The organism is Candidatus Polarisedimenticolaceae bacterium (assembly GCA_036376135.1).
Lineage (GTDB): Bacteria > Acidobacteriota > Polarisedimenticolia > Polarisedimenticolales > DASRJG01 > DASVAW01.
This window is the reverse complement of sequence record DASVAW010000179.1, coordinates 1-22,050: the sequence shown is the minus strand read 5'-3', so window position 1 is coordinate 22,050 and position 22,050 is coordinate 1. Positions and strand designations below refer to the sequence as shown.

The 22,050-nt window shown below is 72.4% G+C and carries 14 protein-coding genes; 4 read left to right on the top strand and 10 right to left on the bottom strand.

What is annotated here, in order from left to right; genetic code table 11:
- Positions 1 to 13: 13 nt before the first annotated feature.
- Genes VF139_19515 through VF139_19485 form a run of 7 tightly spaced genes read right to left on the bottom strand, consistent with a single transcriptional unit; the run spans position 14 to position 8,338 of the window.
- Positions 14 to 1,684: a sodium:solute symporter gene (locus VF139_19515; protein HEX6853594.1), complete on the bottom strand. Its 1,671-nt coding sequence runs from the start codon at positions 1,682 to 1,684 to the stop codon at positions 14 to 16.
- Positions 1,681 to 1,806 carry a hypothetical protein gene (locus VF139_19510; GenBank protein HEX6853593.1) on the bottom strand — a complete coding sequence of 42 codons (126 nt, stop codon included), beginning with the start codon at positions 1,804 to 1,806 and terminating at the stop codon, positions 1,681 to 1,683. The genes VF139_19515 and VF139_19510 overlap by 4 nt, the downstream gene beginning before the upstream one ends.
- Complete coding sequence (locus VF139_19505) at positions 1,803 to 4,178, bottom strand: PIG-L family deacetylase (GenBank protein HEX6853592.1); 2,376 nt, start codon at positions 4,176 to 4,178, stop codon at positions 1,803 to 1,805. Before VF139_19505 ends, VF139_19510 begins: the two co-directional genes overlap by 4 nt.
- Positions 4,175 to 5,347, bottom strand: a complete 1,173-nt coding sequence (bshA, locus tag VF139_19500; protein HEX6853591.1) for an N-acetyl-alpha-D-glucosaminyl L-malate synthase BshA — start codon at positions 5,345 to 5,347, stop codon at positions 4,175 to 4,177. Before bshA ends, VF139_19505 begins: the two co-directional genes overlap by 4 nt.
- The gene (gene bshB1, locus VF139_19495) at positions 5,344 to 6,105 is read right to left on the bottom strand and encodes a bacillithiol biosynthesis deacetylase BshB1 (GenBank protein ID HEX6853590.1); all 762 of its coding nucleotides are present in this window, start codon (positions 6,103 to 6,105) and stop codon (positions 5,344 to 5,346) included. The genes bshA and bshB1 overlap by 4 nt, the downstream gene beginning before the upstream one ends.
- Positions 6,102 to 7,496 (bottom strand): bacillithiol biosynthesis cysteine-adding enzyme BshC, encoded by a 1,395-nt coding sequence (gene bshC, locus VF139_19490; GenBank protein HEX6853589.1) that lies wholly within the window; start codon positions 7,494 to 7,496, stop codon positions 6,102 to 6,104. The genes bshB1 and bshC overlap by 4 nt, the downstream gene beginning before the upstream one ends.
- The gene (locus tag VF139_19485; GenBank protein HEX6853588.1) at positions 7,475 to 8,338 is read right to left on the bottom strand and encodes a DUF2911 domain-containing protein; all 864 of its coding nucleotides are present in this window, start codon (positions 8,336 to 8,338) and stop codon (positions 7,475 to 7,477) included. The genes bshC and VF139_19485 overlap by 22 nt, the downstream gene beginning before the upstream one ends.
- Positions 8,339 to 8,449: 111 nt before the next feature.
- On the opposite strand from VF139_19485, the gene VF139_19480 reads away from it, so the two are divergent.
- From VF139_19480 to VF139_19465, 4 genes are read left to right on the top strand one after another with little or no spacing between them, the layout of a single operon-like run.
- Positions 8,450 to 10,387 (top strand): CRTAC1 family protein, encoded by a 1,938-nt coding sequence (locus VF139_19480; protein HEX6853587.1) that lies wholly within the window; start codon positions 8,450 to 8,452, stop codon positions 10,385 to 10,387.
- A complete protein-coding gene (locus VF139_19475; GenBank protein ID HEX6853586.1) occupies positions 10,384 to 10,965 on the top strand; it encodes an ECF-type sigma factor in 582 nt (193 codons plus the stop codon). The genes VF139_19480 and VF139_19475 overlap by 4 nt, the downstream gene beginning before the upstream one ends.
- A gap of 24 nt (positions 10,966 to 10,989) precedes the next feature.
- Positions 10,990 to 13,938, top strand: coding sequence for a serine/threonine-protein kinase (locus VF139_19470; protein ID HEX6853585.1), 2,949 nt, complete (start codon positions 10,990 to 10,992; stop codon positions 13,936 to 13,938).
- Positions 13,939 to 13,994: 56 nt separating this feature from the next.
- Positions 13,995 to 15,626 carry a S8 family serine peptidase gene (locus tag VF139_19465; protein ID HEX6853584.1) on the top strand — a complete coding sequence of 544 codons (1,632 nt, stop codon included), beginning with the start codon at positions 13,995 to 13,997 and terminating at the stop codon, positions 15,624 to 15,626.
- Positions 15,627 to 15,632: 6 nt separating this feature from the next.
- Here the strand turns inward: VF139_19465 and VF139_19460 are convergent, their stop codons facing one another.
- The 3 genes from VF139_19460 to VF139_19450 all read right to left on the bottom strand — a co-directional run.
- Positions 15,633 to 17,573, bottom strand: coding sequence for an adenylate/guanylate cyclase domain-containing protein (locus VF139_19460; GenBank protein HEX6853583.1), 1,941 nt, complete (start codon positions 17,571 to 17,573; stop codon positions 15,633 to 15,635).
- Positions 17,570 to 20,887: a tetratricopeptide repeat protein gene (locus VF139_19455; GenBank protein HEX6853582.1), complete on the bottom strand. Its 3,318-nt coding sequence runs from the start codon at positions 20,885 to 20,887 to the stop codon at positions 17,570 to 17,572. The genes VF139_19460 and VF139_19455 overlap by 4 nt, the downstream gene beginning before the upstream one ends.
- A 36-nt stretch (positions 20,888 to 20,923) precedes the next feature.
- Positions 20,924 to 22,050 (bottom strand): hypothetical protein (locus VF139_19450; GenBank protein HEX6853581.1); only part of this gene is annotated, 1,127 nt, incomplete at its 5' end.

Genomic DNA, 22,050 nt, shown 5'->3' with positions numbered 1-22,050 from the left:
CCCCGAGAACCCGTCACGCGGCCCGCGCACGTTTCGCCCACTCGAGAACGACCGAGACGGCCACGACGATCCCGCACCCGATCGCGTTGAACCAGAGAAAGCCGATGTCCGACGTGAAGAACAGGGTGAGGACCGTCGCCAGCGCCGCGAGCGCCCCGACGAGCACCGGGGTCGCGGACACGAACTTGAAGAAGAAGGCGACGACGAACAGGCCGAGGATCGTCCCGTAGAACAACGACCCGAGGATGTTCACCGCCTCGATGAGGTTGTCGAGGAGGGCGGCGAAGCTCGCGAAGGAAACGGCGATCGCCCCCCAGAGGAGGGTGAAGATCTTCGACGCGCGCAGGTCGTCCCCGGGGCTGGAGATCTTCCTCCCGAGACGCTTGTACAGGTCGACCGTCGTCGTCGAGCCGAGGGCGGCGAGCTCGCTCGAGGTCGAGCTCATCGCGGCGCAGAGGATCACCGCGATGAGCAGGCCCACCAGCCCCTTCGGGACGTAGCCGAGCACGAAGCTCAGGAAGACGTAGTCGGCGTCCTGCATCTCGGCGTTCGGGACGGCCTTCTTCACGAGGTCTCTGGCCTCGACGCGCAGGGCGTCGATCCTCGCGTCCGCCTCCCGCAGCGCGACCCGGGCGGCCTCCCCTCCCCCGTCCGCGAACGCGGTCGCGGCCTCCTTGCGCGCGTCGAAGGCGACGTCGTAGCGGGACTCGAGCGCGGCGAGCTCGGGGGCGTGCGCGCTCGAGGCGGCGCGCTCGAGGGCGGGGGTGTTGAAGAAGATCGGCGGCTTCACGAAGAGGTAGAAGACGAAGACCATCACGCCGACGAACAGGATCGTGAACTGCATCGGGATCTTGAACATCCCGTTGAAGATCAGGCCGAGCCGGCTCTCGGTCATCGATCGCCCCGAAAGGTAACGCTGCACCTGCGACTGGTCGGTCCCGAAGTAGGCGAGGGCGAGGAAGAAGCCGCCGGTGATCCCGGACCAGAAGGTGTAGCGGCTGTTCGGGTCGAAGTCGAAGCTGACCACGTTCATCCGGTCGAGGGCGCCGGCGAGCCGGAAGGCGTCGGGGAGCGAGACCGACTCGGGCAGCCGCCACACGATGAGGACCGCCGCGAGGGCGAGTCCCCCGAGCATGACGATCATCTGCTGCTTCTGCGTTTCGCTGACCGCCTTCGTCCCTCCCACGACCGTGTAGACGACGACGAGGCCGCCGAGCGCGAGGTTGGTGAGCTGCAGCGGCCAGCCGAGGATCGTGCTGAGGATGATCGAAGGGGCGTAGATCGTGATCCCCGCCGCGAGGCCCCGCTGGATCAGGAAGAGGACGGCGCCGAGATACCGGACGCGGGCGTCGAACCGGTGCTCGAGGACCTCGTAGGCGGTGTAGACCTTGAGGCGGTAGTACATCGGCAGGAAGACCGTGCTGATCACGATCATCGCGAGCGGCAGGCCGAAGTAGAACTGCACGAAGCGCATCCCGTCCTCGTAGGCCTGTCCGGGGGTCGAGAGGAACGTGATGGCGCTCGCCTGCGTGGCCATGATCGAAAGACCGATCGTCGGCCACCTCAGCGAGTAATCGCCCCGGAAGTACGCGTCCATGTCGGCCGCGCCGCGCGTCTTCCACGCGCCGTACACCACGATGAACCCGATGGTGGCGACGAGGACCGCCCAGTCGAGCGCGCTCACGAGGCCCACCGCGTCAGCGCCCAGAAGACCGCCACGAGCGCGCCCAGCTCCGCGAGGACGAGGACGTAGACGTTCCGCCAGCGCGACAGGAACGGCGGCGGCGACTCGGGCTCCGCCTTCATCGCCCCGGCCCCAGGAGGTTGACGAAGAGGCGGTACGCGCCGGGGACGCCGGCGGGAAGCTGCCGGAAGAACGCGAGCCCGGTGTAGACGTAACGTCCCTTCCCGTGGGCGGCGAACAGCAGGCCTCCGGGGAGAGGCTCTTCCCCGGGGTCGGCGGCGGAGAGGATCGGAACGTACCGCGGGTCCCAGGTCTGCGCGTAGTAGAGCCCGCGCTCCTGCACCCAGCCCTCGAAGTCCGCCGGGCCGATCCGGTTCGGCTTCGAGAGAAGCTCGTGATCGGGCAGGAGCGGCGTGACCGTCCCGCGCTCGTCGGTGACGCGTCCGCGGCCGATCTCGAGCGGATAAGGCCCCACGCGTCCCTCGAGGGGACCGACGCGGCTTTGCGTGTTGTACTGGACGACGACCGTTCCGCCGTCCTCGACGTACTTCATCAGGCGATCGTGCGCGGCCCGCACCGCGGCGCTCGTGTTGTACGCGCGGATCCCGACGACGACGGCGCGGAATCGCGAGAGGTCGGCCGAAGCGAGCGCGGGCTCGTCGAGGGTCTCGACCCGCACCCCCAGGTGCGCCAGGTCGTCCGCCACGGAGTCCCCCGAGCCGGGGACGTACCCGACGAGCCCGTCGGGGATCGCGATCGTGAGCGGCGCGATCCTCGCTCGCGCCGGCTGCACGACGCGCTGCACGGGGATGTGCGGGTAGTCGATCGTGTCCTCGCGGAAGCTCCAGCCCCTCCCGTCGATCTCGATCGACGGAGAGACCTCGATCGGCGCCGCCCCCGCCGGAGGGGTCACGTCGAATCGCAGCGTCGTTTCGTCCCCCGCCTTCGCGAGCTCGACCGGGATCGACGACGGCTCGACCCGCCATCCCTGCGGCAGGGGAAGGGTCGCGGTCCCGCGGACCCCGTCGCGCCCCGCGCGCGCGCGCGCCACGACCGTGGCGGCCTTCCCGTTCGGCGCGAGGAAGGCCTCGCGCAGCGGCGTGACGGTCGCCGGAGGGACGACGAGCACGTCGCGCACGCGCTCCCCGAGGACCGGGTCGGTCCAGACGTACCGGACCGGGATCTCGAAGGAGATCCTGCGACCGCGCGTCTCGACGGCGACCGACGTCGCGAGGACGGGCCGTTCGTGGTCGCGCGACCAGGGCGGCGCCGTCACCGGGGCGTCCGCCGGGATCGCGAGGGCGCGCTCGAGGATCTTCTTCTCGTACGGGACGAGCGGCCCGGGGGGGTCGACGAGCGCGATCCCGGCCTCCCGGCGGAGCACGACCTCGACGGAGACCTCGAGGGTCTCCCCCGGGGCGACCCCCGTCCGCTTCGCCGTCGCGCGCAGGAAGAGGCCCGACGCCGCCGCGATCGCTTCGCCCAGATCCCGGCGCGCGTCGCGCACGCGAGGCTCGTCGGGGAGGGAGTCGAGCGCCGCGAGCGCCGCGACGAGCGAAGGCACCGCCTTCTCGGGACGGTCGCGCTCCAGGACCTTGCGCGCCTCGTCGAGGGCGCGTTGCACCGGCGTCCCCTTTTCGCCGAAACGGTCCCACCCGAGCGGCACGCCGTCGAGCGGATCGGACGAAGGCGCGGAACCGGCGACGGTGACGAAACGCTCGATCACCTTCCCGCGCTCCCCCGGGACGCCGAACCCCTGGCTCTGGTGCCGACTGCGCGAGAGCGCGGCGAGCTCGCCGTAGGAAAGGCCCAGGCGCGGGTCGTAGAGCCCGACCTCGAGCGGCATGGCCCCCGCGGGAGGCGGCTCGTCGCGCCACGTCGGGACGTTGTGGAGGACGCGCGTCACCTTCCACGGGGTCAGGCCCCGCGCGAGCTGCTCGGGGAACCGCTGCGGGTCGGCCGCCGCCTCGAACGCCTCGCGCGCGAGGATCGCGGAGGCGGTGTGATGACCGTGGTTGGGGGGCTGCTCGTTGAAACGGGTGATCACGACGTCGGGCTGGAAGGAGCGGATCACCTCGACCACGTCGCCGAGCGCCGCGTCGTGACCCCAGATCGCGAAGGTCTCCTCCGCCGATTTGGAATAACCGAAGTCGCGCCGCCTCGTGAAGCGTTGCCGGGCGCCGTCGATCCGGCGCGCCGCGAGCAGCTCTTCCGTGCGGATCACGTCGAGAAGCTCCGCCTGCTCGCGGCCGATGAGGTTCTGCCCTCCGCCTCCCCGCGTCATCGACAGGTACGCGGCGGTGACGTGGCGATGGTTCGCGAAATACGTCAGCAGCCGCGTGTTCTCGTCGTCGGGGTGCGCGGCGACGTAGAGCACGCGTCCGGTCACGGCGAGTCGGTCGAGGGCGTGCGCGAGGGAGCCGGCGTCCATCGGGGCCTCCGGCGCTGCGGCGGCGAGGGTGGAAACGAAACACACGGAAACGATCCCCTTCATCGGGCCTCCGCCAGGATCCGCCGGTAGTAGGCGTCGTAGCGTTCGATCGCCGGTTCGCGGCGGAAATACGTCTCCGCGCGCGCCCGGGCGGCACCCCCGAGCGCCTCGCGGCGGCCCTCGTCGGTGACGATCGCGGCGGCCGCCTCCCCGAGGGCGGCGACGTCGAACGGGGGAACGAGGATGCCCGCGTCCTCCGAAACCACCTCGGGGATCCCCCCGACGCGGTAGGCCACGACGGGGACGCCGCAGCTGAGCGCCTCGAGCGCCGCGACGCCGAAGCTCTCGTTCTCGCTCGGCATCACGAACACGTCCGCGTGGCGGAGGTAATCGGCGAACTCGGCGTGCGTTCCCACCGCACAGACGCTCCCCGCGACCCCGAGCTCCCGCGCGCGCTGCATCAGGCGTCCGCGCTCCGGCCCGTCCCCGACGAGCATCAGGCGGGCCCGGGTGCGCGCGCGGACGGTCGCGAGAACCTCGACGAGATCGACGACGCGTTTCACCGCCCGGAAGCTCGAGACGTGGAAGAGGACCGGCGCCCCGCGGTCGGCGGGGTCCGACCCCGCCGAGGCGAACAACGCGTCGAACCGGGATCGGTCGCGGACCGGGGCGGGGGCGAAGTGCGCGGTGTCCACGAAGTTGGGGATCACCTCGATCGAGAGATCTCCCGGGAGCCCGAGGCGCCGGTAGGCCTCCGCGCGCAGGTAGGCCGAGGGAACGGTGACGCCGTCCGATTGCGCCACCGCCAGACGCACGACGGGCCGGAACTGCGGGTCGCTCCCGAGATGGGTGACGTCGGTGCCGTGGAGCGTCGTCACGAGGCGGGGCGCTCCCGCCCCGAGGACCTGGCGCGCGAGGTAGGCGCTCACGGCGTGGGGGATGGCGTAGTGCACGTGCACGAGATCGAGGGAATGGTCGGTCGCGATTTCGGCGAGGCTCGACGCGAGGGCGAGGGCGTACGGGGCGTGCTGCAGCGGCGGCGGCGCCGAGACGGGGACCTCGTGGAGGAACAGCCGCTCGCAGGCCGGGAGCGGGCGGCTGGGCGTCTGGCTCGAGATGACGTGCACGCGGTGGCCGAGCCGGGACAGTCCCGAGGCGAGCTCGGTCGCGATGATCCCGCTCCCCCCGAGGCTCGGAAAACACACGATGCCGATCGAGAGGGCGTCCTTCACTTCAGGGCCTCGAAGGCGTGCGCCTCGCCGGGAGGATTCACGCGGAAGAAGGCGACCGGGTCGGCGATCCCGAGGGTCGCGACGCTCCGGAACGCCTCGCCGTGGGTCGCCCCGATCGCGCTCCCGCGGAAGCGGTCGCGCGCCTCGATCGCCTCGATCGCCCGGGGCGAGCCGACGAGCGTCGGCGGCGACCCCTCGGGGGGCGTCACCTGGCTCGCGTGGCATCGGATCGCCTCGAGCTTGCGCGGGAAGGCCGACGACGTGTCCACGACGAAGGACGGGACGAAGCGGTGCCGCATCTCGTAGTGGAGGACCGCCCTCGGCGCGAAGCGCTCGCGGGCCGGGTCCGTCCCGAACCTCCGCAGCGCGGCGAGGAAGACGGCGCGGGCGAGGAGCGCCCCCGCGGCGGCGTGGTCGGGGTGCCGGTCCTCGACCCAGGGGATCAGCGCCACCTCGGGGCGCAGCCGGCGGATCGCCTCGACGACGGGCGCGAGGTGCGGCGAGCCGGCGGACGGATCGAGGAAGCCGTCGGGAAGCCCCAGGTTCTCGCGCAGGGCGAGGCCCATCACCGCGGCCGCCGCCTCCGCTTCGCGGGCGCGCTCGGCGGGGGATCCGTTCGTGGCGAGCTCGCCGCGGGTCAGGTCGACGACCCCGGTCCGGTAGCCCAGTCCCGCGAGCCGGATCATCGTCCCCCCGCAGAACAGCTCCACGTCGTCGGGGTGGGCGCCGAAGGCCAGCACGTCGATCGCGTCGCTCATAACTCCACGTCCCTCGTTCCCGGAGTCGCCGCCGCGAGGACCCGCTCGACGAGCGCGCGCTCCCCGTGCCGCGCGGCGAAATAGGTCATTCCCACGGCGCGCTCCTGGGGCACGCCTCCGGGGTACAGGCGCTCCTGCAGACGCTTCACATCGGCGACGAGCACCTCGTCGCGCTCCCGCCACGCGCGGTCGACGTTCCGCTCGAAGCGGGCCGCCGCGCGCGCCACGGCGCCGCGCGTCCGCTCGAGGGCGCGCGCCGCGCGATCGCCGGCCTCGCGCAGGTCGGGAGCGACGACGTCGAGGGCGGCGTCGAGCGCCGCGCGCACGTGCCGGGGAGCGTCCGACGGGAATCGGCCCCGAACCCCCGCGAGGACCTCGTCGAAGGGCCTCGCGAGCGCATCGGCGGAGAGCCCCGAGCGCTCGAGGCGGCGGCGATCGTCCTCCTCGAGCAGGCGCAGCGACGCGCGACGGACGACCTTGGGGCGCGGGAGGCCGAACCGGTCGTAGAGCGGGCCGAGCTGCTCGAAGTAGGCGGCCTCGGAGGGGCCGGCGACGTAGGCCGCGGTGCGCAGCCACGTGTCCTGGAGGATCGGCCGCAGCAGCGCGCTCGTGCTGAAACACGCGGGGTCGGCGGCGAGGACCGCCTCGCGCGCGTGCACGCGGCCGCTGCCGACCTCGGCGAACGCCGATCCGTTCCACCGCAGGCGACACCGACGGCCCTCGGGGCCGGCGGGATGGAAGAAGGACAGCGGCGCGTCGTCCCGGACGTGGACCGTCTCGGCGGCCCCCGAGCCCCGCAGGTCTTCGGCGATCTCCCGCCACTCCGCGATCGCCCGCCGGTGGACCGGCCCCGCCGCGGCGGCGAGCGCCGGGTCCCTGGGGTCCAGGAGGACCAGCCCCTCCTCGGCGAAGAGCTCGGAGACGACGCCGGCGAAGGCGTCGCCCCAAGAGACGCCGGGACGGTAGTGCCGGGCGAGGCGATCGAGGTGCGCGGACGGCCCGAGCGCCGCCTCGACGGCGGCGAGGGCCTCGCGCACCGACGCGGGGAGCGTGCGATGCGCGATCGACACCGCCTCCCCCGCCGCGGAGAGCGCGATGCGCCACGGCCCGCTCCGCGGGCGGGCGAGCCCCACCTCCGCGATCTCGGCGAGATCGTGGTCCTCGGTCTGGAGCCAGAAGACCGGGACGGCCCCCGTCTCGCGGGCGAGCCGGATCGCCGTCGCCGCCTTGTGGAGGGTGAAGAGCGGGCCGAGGAACAACCCGACCTGCTGCCCCGTCACGACGGCGGGAGCGCCGGCGCGCAGCGCCCGCAGGTGGGCGTCGCGCGCCGGGCTCGGCGCGAACCTGGCGTTCTGGCGCTCCAGGCAGGCTAGGACTTGGGCTTCTTCCACCCGTCGATCGCCTTCTGGACGTCGGCCGCGAAGAACTGCTCGAAGATGTTGTCGCCCTTGCCGATCTGCTGGGCCTTCTCGGCGGAGGCGACGGCGTCGGCGGCGCGCCCCTTCTTGGCGAGCGCCTGCGCCTTGAACCAGTGGTTCCACCACGTCGGCTGGACGGCGATCGAGGTGTCGAAGTACTTCAGGGCCTGGTCGACGTCGCCGCCGTTCTCGAGGAGATAACGGCCCGCGGTGTAGTGCGGGCGCCAGGCGTCCCCGAGGGTCTTGTCCATCGCCGCCTTGACGTGCGCGGCGGTGTCGACCTTCACCGGGACGGAGACGCGAAGCCCGGCCCACTCGAGGTCGAGGCGGGTCGCGTCGTCGGTCGTCTCCGAGAAGACGAAGGTCATCCGCTCGCGGGCGGGGGCCGTCTCGGGCTTCACCGTGGCGCGCGCGACGTCGTCCTTGGCGTCGTACCCGTTGGTCCCCTGGATCCCGAGGTTCTTGCTGAGGATCACGGTCCAGCTCGAGGCGCCGGGGATCGTCAGGAGCGTGTAGGTCCCCGCCGGAACCTTCGCGTCGCCGAAGGTGAAGTCCTTGCTGGCGGTGAGCTTGGTGGACGAGTTCGCCCCGGTGCGCCAGAGCTCCCCGTACGGGACGAGCCCGCCCCAGATCGCCCGGCCGCGGGCGGCGGGGCTGTTGTACTCGAGGGCGAAGTCGGTGACCCCCACCCGCTGCTCGACCTTGGCCCTCACGCTGGGCTGCGGAACCTCGAGGCCCTGGGCCAGAGTCGCGGGGACGGCCGCCCCGACGAGGAGCAGGCCGGAAAGAAGCGCGGACGGACGCGGACGGAGCATGGATTCCCTCCTCAATGCTGATTCACAATGGACGCAAGAGCCCCGGGATTCTACAGGCTCGGCTCCCGATCGCCCACGTTCGGGGTACATTCCCGGCCGGGAGAGGTGGGGATGAGGCGAACGGCGATCGCGGCCCTGCTCGCGGCCCTCGGGGTCCCGGCGGTTGCGGCCGATTTCACCGACGTCACCGCGCAGGCCGGCCTCTCCGGCGTCCCCGTGTTCCGCATCTCGGTCGCGGACCTGAACGGCGACGGCTGGCCCGACCTGCTCCTCCACACGAAGCCGGACGAGACGACCGGGGACGTCCTCGACAAGCAGTTCCTCTTCCTCAACGAGCCCGGGGCCTCCCCCGGGGAGCGCGTGTACGTCGACCGGACCGCGGGGTCGGGGATCCGCTCGAATCGCCAGGGGACGACCACGGGGCGCCACTCGAGCGCCGCGATCTTCGCGGACGTGGACAACGACGGCGACCTCGACATGTTCACCGGCGTTTACGTCCACCGGAACTGGACCCTGAACCTGGGGAAGAACGAGCTCCTGCTCAACGACGGGAGCGCCCGCTTCACGCTCGCCCCGGGATCCCCGTTCCACCTCGAGCCGACCTACAACACGGCGGCCGAGGTCTTCCTCGACTACGACCTCGACGGGAAGATCGACCTGTGGACGGGGAACTGGTACTGCCCCTCGACCGGCTCGGGGAGCTGGTGCATCGCCGGCCTCGGCACCGACGGCCTCACCTACGACCAGCTGTACCGGGGCGACGGCGCCGGGGGCTTCGCCAACGTGACGGCGGCGGCGGGTCTGACGGCCGCCGCGACGGTCGACTACGGCATCGCCGCGTTCGACTGGGACGGCGACGGCGACCCCGACCTCTTCGCCGCCCCGTACTCCCACACCTCCGTCTACTCGGCGCCGCGCCACTGGCGCAACAACGGGAACGGGACCTTCACCCAGGTCCAGGCGACGACGAACTACGACGACTTCCGCGGGTTCGGGTCGAACGTCGCCTCGTTCGGGAGCATCCCGGCCGACTACGACAACGACGGCAGGATCGACTTCCTCGAGGTCCTCACCCACGGGGGCACGGACACCGGGAAGTTCTCGGGCCCCGTGGCGAACGGCGCGGGCGGGGTCTTCTCGTGGGACTGGACCCGCGTCGCGAACCGCGCGACCGAGGATCCCGACGCGACCCACGACGGCGATCACCACGCCGCCTGGATCGACGTCGACGGGGACGCGCTCCAGGACTACGTGATCACCGAGAGCGGCTATTCCAACAACCGCATCTACCTCTTCCGGCAGGGGGCCGACCACCGCTTCCGGCCCGACACGCCGAACTCGGGGTTCCACGACATCAACACCGCCAATCACGTTCCGGGGAACGTGGTCCCCCTCGACTACGACCTCGACGGCGACGAGGACCTGCTGATCGGGCTCGACGACGCGGGGATCCGCCTCTACCGGAACGACGTCGGCAACCAGCGATCCTGGATCGCGGTGACGCTGCGCGGGGTGGGCGCCCCGGGCTACGCGAACCGCGCCGCGATCGGCGCGCGCGTCGAGGTGACCGCGGGCGGGATCACGCAGACGAAGGAGCTCTGGGCGGGGAACGGCCACCAGGGGCCGCAGCGGCCGCTGCGGCTGACCTTCGGGCTGGGCCCGGCGACCGTGGTCGACCGGATCCGCGTGCGCTGGCCGAACGCCTCGCTCGCGGTCTCCGAGCAGTTGGGCGTGGCCGTGAACCAGGCGATCACCCTCCTCGAGCCGTGCGCGTACGCGACCGACCCCGCGCACCTCCGGGTCGACCGCGCCGCGGACGACCTGCGCCTGACCTGGGACGACCCGGCGGCCGCGGGGTGGACCTGGAACGTCTACCGGCAGTCGCTCCCGAATCCACCCGCCTGGGGCCCCGCGCACGCGAGCGGGGTGACCGACGGGGACCCGGGAACGCCGGGGATCCAGCACGTCGACGCCGGAGCGGTCCCCGGCGAGTCGTTCTACTACCTCGTCACCGCGAGGAACGTCTGCGGGGAGACGCCGCTGCCGTGACGGAGCGCACCGGCGACATCACCTCCGAGCTCCTGGCCGTGCGGCGGGGGGACGACGGGGCGCGGCAGCGCCTGTTCGCCTCCGTGTACGAGGAGATGAAGTCCCTCGCCCGGCGCCAGCTCCAGCTCCGTGGGCGCACCCCCACCCTCGGGGCGACCGCCCTCGCGCACGAGGCCTACCTGCGCCTCGTCGACCAGACCCGCGTCGACTGGAACGACCGCGGGCATTTCTTCGCGGTTGCCGCGCGGGCGATGCGCCAGATCGCGATCGACCACGCGCGCCGGAGGGGGGCGGGCAAGCGGGGCGGCGAGCGCGCTCGCGTGCCCCTCGAGGAAGGGCACGCGATCGACGACGCCCCCATCGTCGACGTCCTCGCGGTGCACGCCGCGCTCGAATCGATCGCGCAGACCAGCCCGCGCCTGGTCCAGGTCGTCGAGATGATCTGGTTCGCGGGTCTTTCCGTGGAGGAGAGTGCCGAGGCCCTCCACGCGAGCCCCAGCACGGTGAAGCGCGACTGGCGGAAGGCGCGGGCCCTCCTGCTCGCGATGCTGAGCCCCGAGGACGGCGCTTCCCGTTAATCCTGATCCGGAGGGAGTGTCGGCGTGCGGCAGGATTGGTCCCGGCTGTGGCCCCGCATCGAGCCGGTCCTCGACGCGGTCCTCGAGCTCCCCGAGGGAGAGCGGGCCGCGCGGGTGCGGGAGTTGTGCGCCGGCGATCCCGTGCTCCTCGAGGCCGCGCTCGCGCTCGTCGACGCCGACCGCGATTCGGGCTCGTTCCTCGAGACGCCCCCGGAGCTCGGCGTCGACCCCGATGAGACGATCGCCGAGGCGGCAGGGCCCGACCGGGAACTCTCCCGCGTCGGGCCGTTCCGGATCGTGCGCGAGCTCGGCCGCGGCGGGATGGGCACGGTCCTCCTCGGCGAGCGCGACGACGGACACTTCGAGCAGAGCGTCGCGATCAAGGTCCTCCACCCCGGGCTCGCCGTGGGGGCGGCGCGCGAGACGCTGGTGCGCGAGCGCCGGATCCTCGCGCAACTCGAGCACCCGCGGATCGCGCGCATGTTCGACGGCGGGGTCACGGAGACGGGCGAGCCGTACTTCGTCATGGAGAACGTCGAGGGCCTCCCGCTCGACGCTTACTGCGACGAGCGACGGCTCGCACCCCGCGAGCGGCTGCGCCTGTTCCTCGAGGTCTGCCGCGCCGTCGAGTACGCCCACGGCCGATTCGTCGTGCACTGCGACATCAAGCCGCGGAACATCCTCGTGACTCCCGCCGGGGAGGTCAAGCTCCTCGACTTCGGGATCGCGCAGCGGCTCGAGGAGGAGCGCGCCAACCGCGCCGACGGCGTGCGCTTCTTCACCCCGGCGTGGGCCGCCCCCGAGCAGGCGACGGGGGGCACCATCACGGCGGCCACCGACGTCTACCAGCTCGGCCTCATCCTGCGGGAGCTGGTCCCCGCGCCCCTGCCCGGCAACGAGCTCCGCGCGATCGTCGACCGGGCGGTGCGCCCCGAGCCCGCCGAACGCTACCCAACGGCGGAGGCGCTGCGGCGCGACGTCGAGGCCCTCCTCGAGGATCGCCCGGTCGCGGCGTTCGGGAGCTCGCTCCCCTACCGCGCGCGCAAGTACGTCCGGCGGCACCGTTTCGCCGTCGCGGCGGCGGTCGCGGTCGGCCTCTCGCTCGCGGGAGGGTTCCTCGCCGTCGCGCGCGAGCGCGACCGCGCGACCCTGGCGGAGCGTCGGGCGGTGGCGGTGAACGACTTCGTCCTCCACGAGCTGTTGCGCGCCCCGATGCCCGAGGTCGCGCTCGGCCACGAGCCCACCGTCGCCGAGGTCCTCGCCGCCGCCGCGCGCAGCGTCGATCACGCCTTCGAAGGGCAACCGGAGGTCGAGGCGGAGGTGCGCCTCACCCTCGCCGAGACGTACGCGTCGCTCGGACGCTCCCGCGACGCCCGCGAGCAGGCCGACGCCGCCCGCGTGCTGCTCGCCGGGTCCGCGGCGCCCCCGGCGCTGCGCGACCGGGCCGAGCGGATGGTCGCGGGGGTCGCGATCGACGAGGGGCGCCTCGACGAGGCGAGGGCCGCTCTCGAGGCGCTCCTCGGGCGCGAGCGGGAGGCGCTCGGGCCCTCCCACCCCGAGACCCTCGAGACTGCCGCGGAGCTCGGCCGCGCGCTCCGGGTCGCCGGCGAGCTCGCCCGGGCCGAGGCGGTGCTCCGGGACGCGGCGTCCGCGGTCCCGCGCGACCGCCCGGAGACCTGGCGCGTCCTCGTGACGATCGAGAGCCTTCTCGCCGAGACCCTCACCCTGCAGTCGCGCGGGGTCGAGGCCGCGTCGATCGCCCGCTCCGTCCTCGACACGGTCGACCGGAACCTGGGTCCCGACCACCCGGAGCGGATCCGCGCGCTCCTCCTGCAGGCGAACGCGCTCACCTCGCTCTACCGCTACGCGGAGGCGGCCGCCGCCACGGCGCTGGCGCTCGACTCGAGCCGGCGGATCTACGGCGACGACCACCCGGCCACCGCCGACGCGTTGACCTGGCACGCGCTCGCCCAGGAGCGGCTCGGACGCTACGACGTCGCCCTGGCCGCCGTGACCGAGTCCCTCGCGATCCGCGAGCGGGCGCTCGGCGCCGACCACCCGCGCACGGTCCTCGGCCGCTACCAGCTGGGCGTCCTCACCGCGAACGCCGACCGCCGGGAGGAGGCGGTGCCGATCTTCCGGGAGGTCGTCGAGCGGCGCGCCGCGACGCTCGGCGAGGCGCACCCCGACACCCTGCGCGCGATGAAGTCGCTCTACCTCGCCCTCGACGCCCTCGGCCGCCGCGAGGAGACGATCGCCGTCGTCGATCGGATGACCCGTGCGTACGAGGCCGCCACCGCGGCCCCCGACGCCGACCCCGAGCGGATCGACCAGTTCGCGGACCACCTGATGGGCCTGCTGCCGAAGGACCGGCGCGATCCGTCCCGCGCGCTCCCGCTCGCGGAGCGCGCGGTGGCCGCCAGCGGGCGCGCGCGCTTCGGCATGCTGCGGACCCTCGCCGACGCCCAGGAGGCGACGGGCCGACCCGACCTCGCGATCACCACGATGGAGGAGGCGCTCCGCCTCTCGGACGGCCTTCGCTCGTGGTCGACGACGGAGGCGGTCCTGCGCCTGCTCCGCGGGCAGGGACGCGACGGGGAGGCCGAGGCGTTCCTGCGCGGCCACCGCGACCGGCAGCTCCGGGCGCCCTCCCCCGACGAGCGGATGGTCGCCAAGACCGAGCGCCTGCTCGCCCTCGAGCTGCAGCGGACCGGCCGGCTCGAGGAGGCCGAACGCGTCTTCGCGCAGGCGCACGAGCGTCTCGCGCGCGTCGTTCCGGGGGACAACTGGGAGCTCGGCAGGATCCAGAGCGAGCGCGGCGGGTGCCTGCTCGACCTCGGACGGCGCGGCGACGCGGAGCCGCTGCTGGTCGAGGGGCTCGCGATCCTGGAGAAGGACCGGATGGCGCGCGACGCGACCGCCCAGGCCCGGGCGCGGCTGGAGCGGCTGCGCGAGCCCCGAAAGGAGCGCTGAAGCTACCCGAACGATCCGCGGACGCGATACCCTGAAGGCAAGTTCGGAGGTGCCGCATGCCCCGACCTGCCGTGCTCGCGCCGCTGCTCCTCGCGTTCGCGTCGGAGGTCCCCGCCGCCGGTCCCCCTCGACACGCCGACGGGTGGTTCCTGATCCAGCTCGACCGGGCCCTCACGGGAGAGAGCCCGGACGGCGCCTTCCCGCTGCGCACCGGCGTGCCCGCCCTCGACGCGGCGATCCGGGAGACCCCCGTCCGGTGGATCGACTTCGCCTTCCGCGTCTCGCTCGCGGACGCGAGCCTGCGCGACCGGCACGCCGCCGCGGGGCTCGACCGGGTGTACCGCTTCCACGTGCCGCGCGGGACGGATGTCGCCGCGGCGGTCGCCCGCTTCGCGGCGATCCCGGGCGTCTCGTTCGCGGAACCGGACTGGGTCGGCGAGGGCGGGACCCTGCCGAACGATCCGAGCTTCTCGAGCCAGTGGGCCTACCAGCAGGTGTCGGACAACGACGTCGACGGCCCAGAGGCGTGGGACGTGGCGGTCGGCGGGCCCCAGATCGTCGCCGTCCTCGACACCGGGGCCGACTCCGATCACCCCGACCTCGCCGCGAAGCTCCTCGCCGGCTGGGACTTCGCCAACAACGACGCCGACCCCGAGGACGATCACGGTCACGGGACCAACGTCGGCTCGATCGCCTCGGCGGTCACCAACAACGGCGCGGGAGTCGCCGGAGCGTGCTGGAACTGCCGGATCCTCCCGCTCAAGGTCCTCGACGCGACCAACAGCGGCCTGTACTCCTGGTGGGCCGACGCCATGATCTGGGCGACCGACCACGGCGCGCGGGTCCTGAACCTGAGCGCGGGCGGGTTCTCGGCGTCGAGCACGCTCCTGAACGGCGTCCAGTACGCGTGGAAGGCGGGCGTCGTCCACGTCTCGATCACCCACAACGACAACTGCAACTGCATCCGGTACCCGGGGCGCTACGCGGAGACGATCGCCGTCGGCGGGACCGACGGCCAGGATCGACGCGCGGTCCCTTTCTGCTACAACGCGACGTCGGGCAGCAACTACGGCGCGGAGATCGACGTCGTCGCGCCGGGGGAGCTCATCCTCGGCGCGGCGCGCGGAGGCGGCTACAGCTCCTGGTGCGGCACGAGCCAGGCGGCGCCGCTGGTCGCCGGGCTCGTGGGGGTCGTGCGGAGCATGAATCCCGCGCTTGGTCGCGAGGAGGCCCGTCACCTCCTCCGGGCGAGCGCGGAGGACCTCCAGGGCCGCCCCGCCGAGGACGTCGCGGGCTTCGACATCTACCACGGCTGGGGGCGCGTCAACATGGACCGCGCGGTTCGCGCGGCGAGGAGCACGATCTCCCTCCGGGTGGAAGGAAAGGCCGCCACGCGGGTGCGCCTCGACGCGGCGAACCCCGTCGCGGCGTCGTACGACTTCATCCGCGGCGATCTCGCGTCGCTCACCGAGTCCGACGCGGGCGTGACGACCGGCTCCGTCGTCTGCCTCGAGAATGACTCCCCGGACCCCGATACCGCGGGGCGCGAGGACACCGGGACCCCGGCCCCGGGAACCGGCTACTTCTACCTGAGCCGTTTCACGGGGGCGCCCGGCGCCGGTCGCTACGGGGGATCGAGCCGGAACCGCGATCGCACCGACCCCTCGGCGGGGGATTGCCCGAGGTAGCGCCCCCTACTTCGACTCCGCGGTGATCACGCCGTTCCAGCCTTCGGGGAGCCCCGACGCGCGCAGCCGATCGCACTGCTTCAGGTAGAACGCCGACGGTCCGTCCTCCCCCATCGCGGCGAACCCTTCCGCCGCGCGGTCGAGCTCCCCCCGGTCGAACGCCTCGAGCGCCCGCGCGAACGTCTCGAGGCGCGCCGCGTCGGCGTCGTCCCCCTGCAGCTCGAAGAGGGAGACCGCCTCGCTGCGGCCGACGACGCGGACGCGGCCCAGGCGCCGCGCGCGGAATCCCTCCCCCGCCGCCTTCAGTGCGTCCCCCGAGACGATCGCGCGCGTTCCGAAGAGCTTGTTCAGCCCCTCGATGCGCGCCGCGAGGTTCACCGCGTCGCCGATCGCGGTGTAGTCGAAGCGTTGGGCCGAGCCGAGGTTTCCGACGAGCATCGGGCCGGTGTGCACGCCGATCCGCGTCTTGAGGCTCTCGGCGTTCATCTTCGAGAGGGCGAGCGCGGCGCGGCAGGCGCGTGCCGCATGGTCGGCCTGGCGCACCGGCGCCCCCCAGATCGCGAAGACCGCGTCGCCGATGTACTTCACGAGCGTGCCCCCCGTCTCGAAGACGTGGCCGGTCGCTTCCGAGAAGTAACGGTTCAGCATCGCGGCGACGTCGTGCGCGGACATCGACTCGGCGACGGTCGTGAACCCCGCGATGTCGGTGAACATCGCGGTGGCGACGATCTCCTCGCCGCCGAGGTTCAGCGCCGCGGGGTTCTCGGCGATCTGGCGCGCGGCCTCCGGCGAGAGGTAGAGCGCGAACGCGCGCTTCACCCGCTCGCGCTCGCGGACCGTCGTCAGGTAGTACCAGATGAGGCTGACCACGTACGCGAGCGGGAGCTGGATCGCCGACGGGATGATCGTCGGGAGCCACAACCCGCGCTGCGTGAAGGCCCAATGCGCCGTCAGCCAGGGAAGCGTGGCGAGGGCGAGCAGCACCCCGACTCCCCAGCGCGGGTCGAGCCAGGCGAAGGCGAGAAGCGCGATCACGGGCAGGACCAGGAGCAGCGTCGTCTCGACCCAGGACGGAAGGAGGTCGTAGCTGCGCTTCTCGAGCAGGTTCGCCGCGATCGTCGCGTGGATCTCGACGCCGTAGGTCGTCTCGCCCCGCGCGCCCGAGAAGGGCGTGCGGAACGCGTCCTTGGGCGCCTGCCCGGCGGCGGCGGGCTCCGACAACCCGACGAAGACGAGTTTGTCCTTGAAGAACCCGGTGGGGAGGTAGGTCTTCGGGTCGAGGGCCTGGTAGATCGAGACGGTCCGGATCCCCACGCGAGACGGACCGTAGTAGTCGATGAACCGCGTCGCCGTCTCGCGGTGCGACGTGTCCCCCGTCGCGATCTCGTACGCCGCGAGGGCGAGGCCGGGACGGCCGTCGGGGGCGAGCCAGGCGCTGCGAATGACGCCGTCGTGGTCGGAGGGGAGGTTCACGTCGGCGACCGCCTTCGCCGCGTCGGCGAAGGGCCCCCACGGCTCGCGGTTGATCGCCTGGCGGAACTGGCCGTCCTCGGTGAGCTCGACCGTCGCCCCGATGGCGACGATCCCCGTGTCCTCGAGGGCCGAGATCAGCGCCTCGTCCCGGTCCGGATCGCCCGGCTCCTCGAAGAGGACGTCGAAGGCGATCGCCTTCGCGCCTTCCTCCGCGAGGGTCCGGATCAGCTTCGCGTGGAGGTCCCTCGGCCAGGTCGGGGTACGGACCTCGAGCTCCTTGTGCGAGGCGGTGTCGATCGCGACGACGCAGACGCGCTCGGGCTGCGGCAACCCGCCGCGCCACTTCATGAGGAGGTCGAGACCGGCGCGTTCGAGCCCCTCCGCCGCGGGCCACCGCAGCAGCAGGATGCCGACGATGCCGGGGACGAGCGCCAGCAGGACGGCGGCGCGCGCCCGGCGCAGCCCCTTGATCAATACGTGATCTCGAGCCTCGCCACGACGGCCCGCGCCGGAACGACCGTCTCCTGGATCGAGCGCTCATAGAAGACGAACTTCTTGTTGAGCAGGTTGCGCCCGTCGAGGACGAACGACCCCCAGCGCTTCGGGAAGCGATAGCCGACGGCCGCGTCCACGACCCAGAAATCCGACTCCACCCGGGTCCGTTCGGTTTCGGCGTACGAATCGAACTGGTCGACCTCCTGGTTGTACCGGGTCCCGGCCATGCGGACGAAGACCCCGACCGGGCAGAAGAAGCGCAGCTCGGGGGTCAGGCGCTGGGTGCGGATGCGGTCCTGGAATCCCCCGGTGGGCGTCGCGTTCGTCGACTCGAGCTCGCGGTCCTCGAGGTCCCACGCGAGGTTCGCGGCCATCCAGCGGAAGGGGGCCGCGCTCACGTAGGCGTTCGTGTACTCCTCGGTGTCCTCGCGGTTCTCGATCTGCGTCGCCTGCTGGAAGCCGCAACCGCTGAACTCGTCGGGGGTCGCGCAGAACCCCTCGGGAACGTCGAGATCGCGGCGAAGCCACGACGCGCCCACGAAGGTCCGGCGCCACAGCGACTGGTCGACGCCGACGCCGTAGTTCCACGAGCGCGTGCCGCCCGGGTCCTCGTAGAACTGGTTGAACCCGGCGACCTGCGTCGGCTCGAGGGTCTGCAGGCGCCCCAGGAACGGCGCGAGCCGGCGGTACGCCGCCGCGCGCAGCGTCGTGCCGGAGCCGAAGGTCGCCGTCGCGCCGACCTTCGGGCTGGCCGTCGTCTTGTCGTACGCGAGGCTGTTCGGGAAGATGATCGAGTCGCGCGGCGGGATCAGGCCCACCGGCACGTCGGCCTTCTCGACGGACGCCCCCGCGGTGACCTCGAACGGGCCGAGGCCGCCGAACTTCGCGTAGCCGTAGGCGTTGGCGAACTGATCGTCCGCCTCGAGGACGTTCCCCTCGAAGTCGCGCAGCTCGACCGTCCCGTCGAAGCCGCCGCCGCCCACGATCCAGGTCGCCCGTCCGGCCCGCTTCACCCACTGCCCCTCGACCTGCGGCCCCTCGAGGGTGGCGCGGGCGCGCGGCGTGCGGAAGAAGTCGAGACCGGTCTGCTCCGTCTTGTTGTAGATGGCGGAGACGGCGAGGTCGGAGCCGGGGGCGAGCTTGCGGTGCCAGCCCAACCCGATGTTGGTCTCGTCCGTGGCGAAACGCTCGTTGGTGATCGCGGGGAGGATCTGGCGGAAGGGCAGGTCGCCGGTGTTGCGGTCGCCGGCGATGACGTTGAGCTGGACGCTGTCGCGCTCGGTGACCCCGACCTGCAGGAAGCCGCGGGCCACGTTGGTCTTCTCGTCGCCGTTCAGGCGGAACCCGTCGTCCTGGTTCGTGGAGTACGACAGGGCCGCGGCGTAGCGGTCGCCGTTCGAGGTGAACGTCGCGCTCGCCCGCTCGATGTTGCTGTCCTCGTTCTCCGAGAGCTTGTAGCAGGGGACCCCGTCGCAGACGTCGCCGGTGTCGTACGCGGAGAGGTCGGTGTCGGTCGTCCCGTAGGCCAGGACGCCGAAGACCCTCTCGCGCGGCCGGTCGAACAGCGAGGTGTACTCGTTGAACGAGGCCGAGGCGTTCACGACGTCCGGTCGCGCGGCGTTGACGCTCAGCGGCTGGAAGATGCGCGCCTGGAGGACCTCGCTCAGGAACGCCGACGCGAACCGCGGCACGTTCCGGTAGTTGCCGGCGAGGAAGAGGTGCCCCGAGTGGTTCGCGGGATCCCGGTCGACGCTCCGGCGCGCGGCGACGAGCCCCGCCTCCTCGAACCCGAGGTCGTTGAAGATCCGCGCGAGGTCCGCGCCGCGCACCGCCTTGTCCTCGTCGAGGAGCAGGCGCGAGCGGTAGACGGCCCGGTTGTCGTTGAGCTCGATCGACTTCTGGAGGTCGTCGAGGGCCTCGACCGGCTTGTTCTCGTTCTGGTTGAGGATCGCCGAATAGAGCCAGGGCGTCGGGTCGTTCGGGTCGAGCTTTTTGGCCTCGTCGAGCTCCTTGCCCGCCTCCATCGCGCGCTTCTCCTCGTACCACGCCTTCCCGAGGTACGAGCGGAGCAGCGAGTTCGACGGGTCGAGCGCGACCGCCGCCTGGATGCGCTCGCGCCCCGCGACCGGGTCGCCGGTCCGAAGCGTCGCGATCCCGAGGCCGAGCTGCGCGGTGGCGTAACCGGAGTCCGCCCGCACGGCGCGCTCGAAGAGCTTCGAGGCCCGGGCCGACCGGAGCGAGGCCAGCTCGACGAATCCGAGCACCGTCAGGGCGCGGGCGTCGTCGGGCGCCCGCTCGAGGGCCGCCTCGGCCGCGCGGCGCGCGCCCGGAAGATCGCCCTGGCCCATCCGCAGCTCCGCCACGCGCGCGAGGGCGGCCGGGTCGTCGGGTCCGAGGGCCGCGGCGCGCTCGGCCTCCTGCGCCGCACGGTCGAGATCGAACCCGGCCTGCGCCACGAAGGACGCCGCGAAGGCGGCGGCGACGGAGCTCGGGTCGGCCCTCACCGCCTCGTCGGCGAGCTTCCGCGCCTCGTCCTTGCGGTCGCCGACGAGCGCCATGACCGAAGCCAGCGAGAGGACGGTGGCGTCCTGCGGTCGGCTGGTGCGCAGCGCGTCGATCGACTTCGCCGCCTCGTCGACGAGCCCCGCGGAGAGCTGCTCCGCCGCGCGGGCCGTCGCCGGATCGGAGATCCCGGGAAGCTGCGGGTAATAAAGCGCCCACGCGACCGCATCCCGCGGGCGGACCACGACGCTCTTCACGGGCGCCTTTCCCGGCTCGGCGGTCGCGCGCTCGCCGGCGCCCACCTCGACGCTGCCGAGGGCGTTGGAGGCGACCACGACCCCTTCGATCATCGTGACGGTCGTCGTGCCGTCGTCGGCGACGTCGACCGCGAACTCGGTCCCCTTGATCGCCGCGGTGACGGTGGCGGTCTCCACGCGCCGGAAGTCGGTCGGCTTGCGGCTGGCGAAGTAGTGCTTGCCCGTGAGGACCTTGAGCAGGCCGGGGCTGCTCCCCGAGGGTGGAACCACCTCGACCTCGCTCTTCTCGGAGAGCCGGTGGAGCGTGTCGTCCGCGTAGAGCACCGCCGCCCGGCTGCCCGCGCCGGTCCGGAGACGATCGTTCGCGAACAGCGCCTGGTCGAGGGCGGCCTTGTCCCAGTCGGCTCCGCCCGCACGCCGGGACTCGACCACGTTCTGGACGGCCGCCACCTTGGCGAGGCGCGGGGCGTCGGCGGCGCCGACGACGCCGGTTGCAAGGAAGACGATCGTCGCGAAGGCACACCCGTTGCGCATCAGCAGGGACCCCTCCTCGGGACTCGGAGACGAAGCCTAACGGAGCTCGAAGCCGGTGACGTAGTCCTTTCGACCCGCAATCCGGATCGTCACCGTGAACATGCCCGTGCCGATCTCGTCGGTCCGCAGATTGAAGATCCACTGCTTGGTGGAGTCGTTCCAGCGGAAGAACGGGTCGTACGCGCTCGAATCGTCGTTGAGGTTGATCGCGGTGATGTCGATCGGCCCCCGAGTCGCCTCGGAAAGCCCGACGATCTCCGGCGCGTCCACGTCGGAGCCGCGGAGCTCCACGCCGCCGCACAACGCCCGCATCTTCATCGGACGGGTGTTGCCGGCGTTGAAGTGCTTCGACGGGAACGGCACCGGGTCGCCGGCGGGAACGAGCTTCGCCATCGGGCTCGCCAGCCCGTCGAGGCCGTCGTAGTCGCGCGTGGCCGCGGCGTAATCGCAGCGATCCGCGACCCCGAGCGCGATCGGCACCGTCGCCGAGAAGGGCGCCCCGTCGACCGTTCCGGTGAACTGCAGCTGGAACGGTCGCGCGGTGTCGGCCGGGTGATCGATCGGGAGCGTGATCTGGAACGGCGCGGCGTTCCCGGCCGGGTGGAGCTGCAGCGGCGCGCAGTCGACGGAGGGCTGCGTGCCCTGGATCGTCCCGTAGGACGCCGTGGCCACCGGGATCGACGCGCCGAACGGGTTGGCGACGCCGTCGTCGGTGAGGTCGAACGGCGGGGCGATCAGCGTCGCCTGCGCGTCGGCGATCGACCTCGGTCCCGCGTTGAGGACCTGGATCACGAAGCTCGCGGTCTCGCCCGGCTGGATCAGGCCGTCCTTGCTGGTGTCGTCGGTGACGATCACCGCGTACGGCGTGAGATAGGCGTCGCCGATCTCGACCTCCGTCGCGGGGACGAGGCGGTTGAACGTCCCGGAGGAGACGTTCGAGATCCCGCCGGAGCAGGTGCCGTCGGGGCCCGGGATGTTGTCGCCGCACACGCTGACGACCGAGGAGACCTCCTTGTACACGATCCCGCCGGGGCGGCAGATCGTGGAGGTCGCACCCGGGGCGATCGTCGTCTCGCCCGGATTCACGGTGCAGATCGGCGTTCCTTCCGACGACGGGGGCGGCGGGTTCGGGCAATACCCCTGGACCGGCCCGGTCTGGGTCG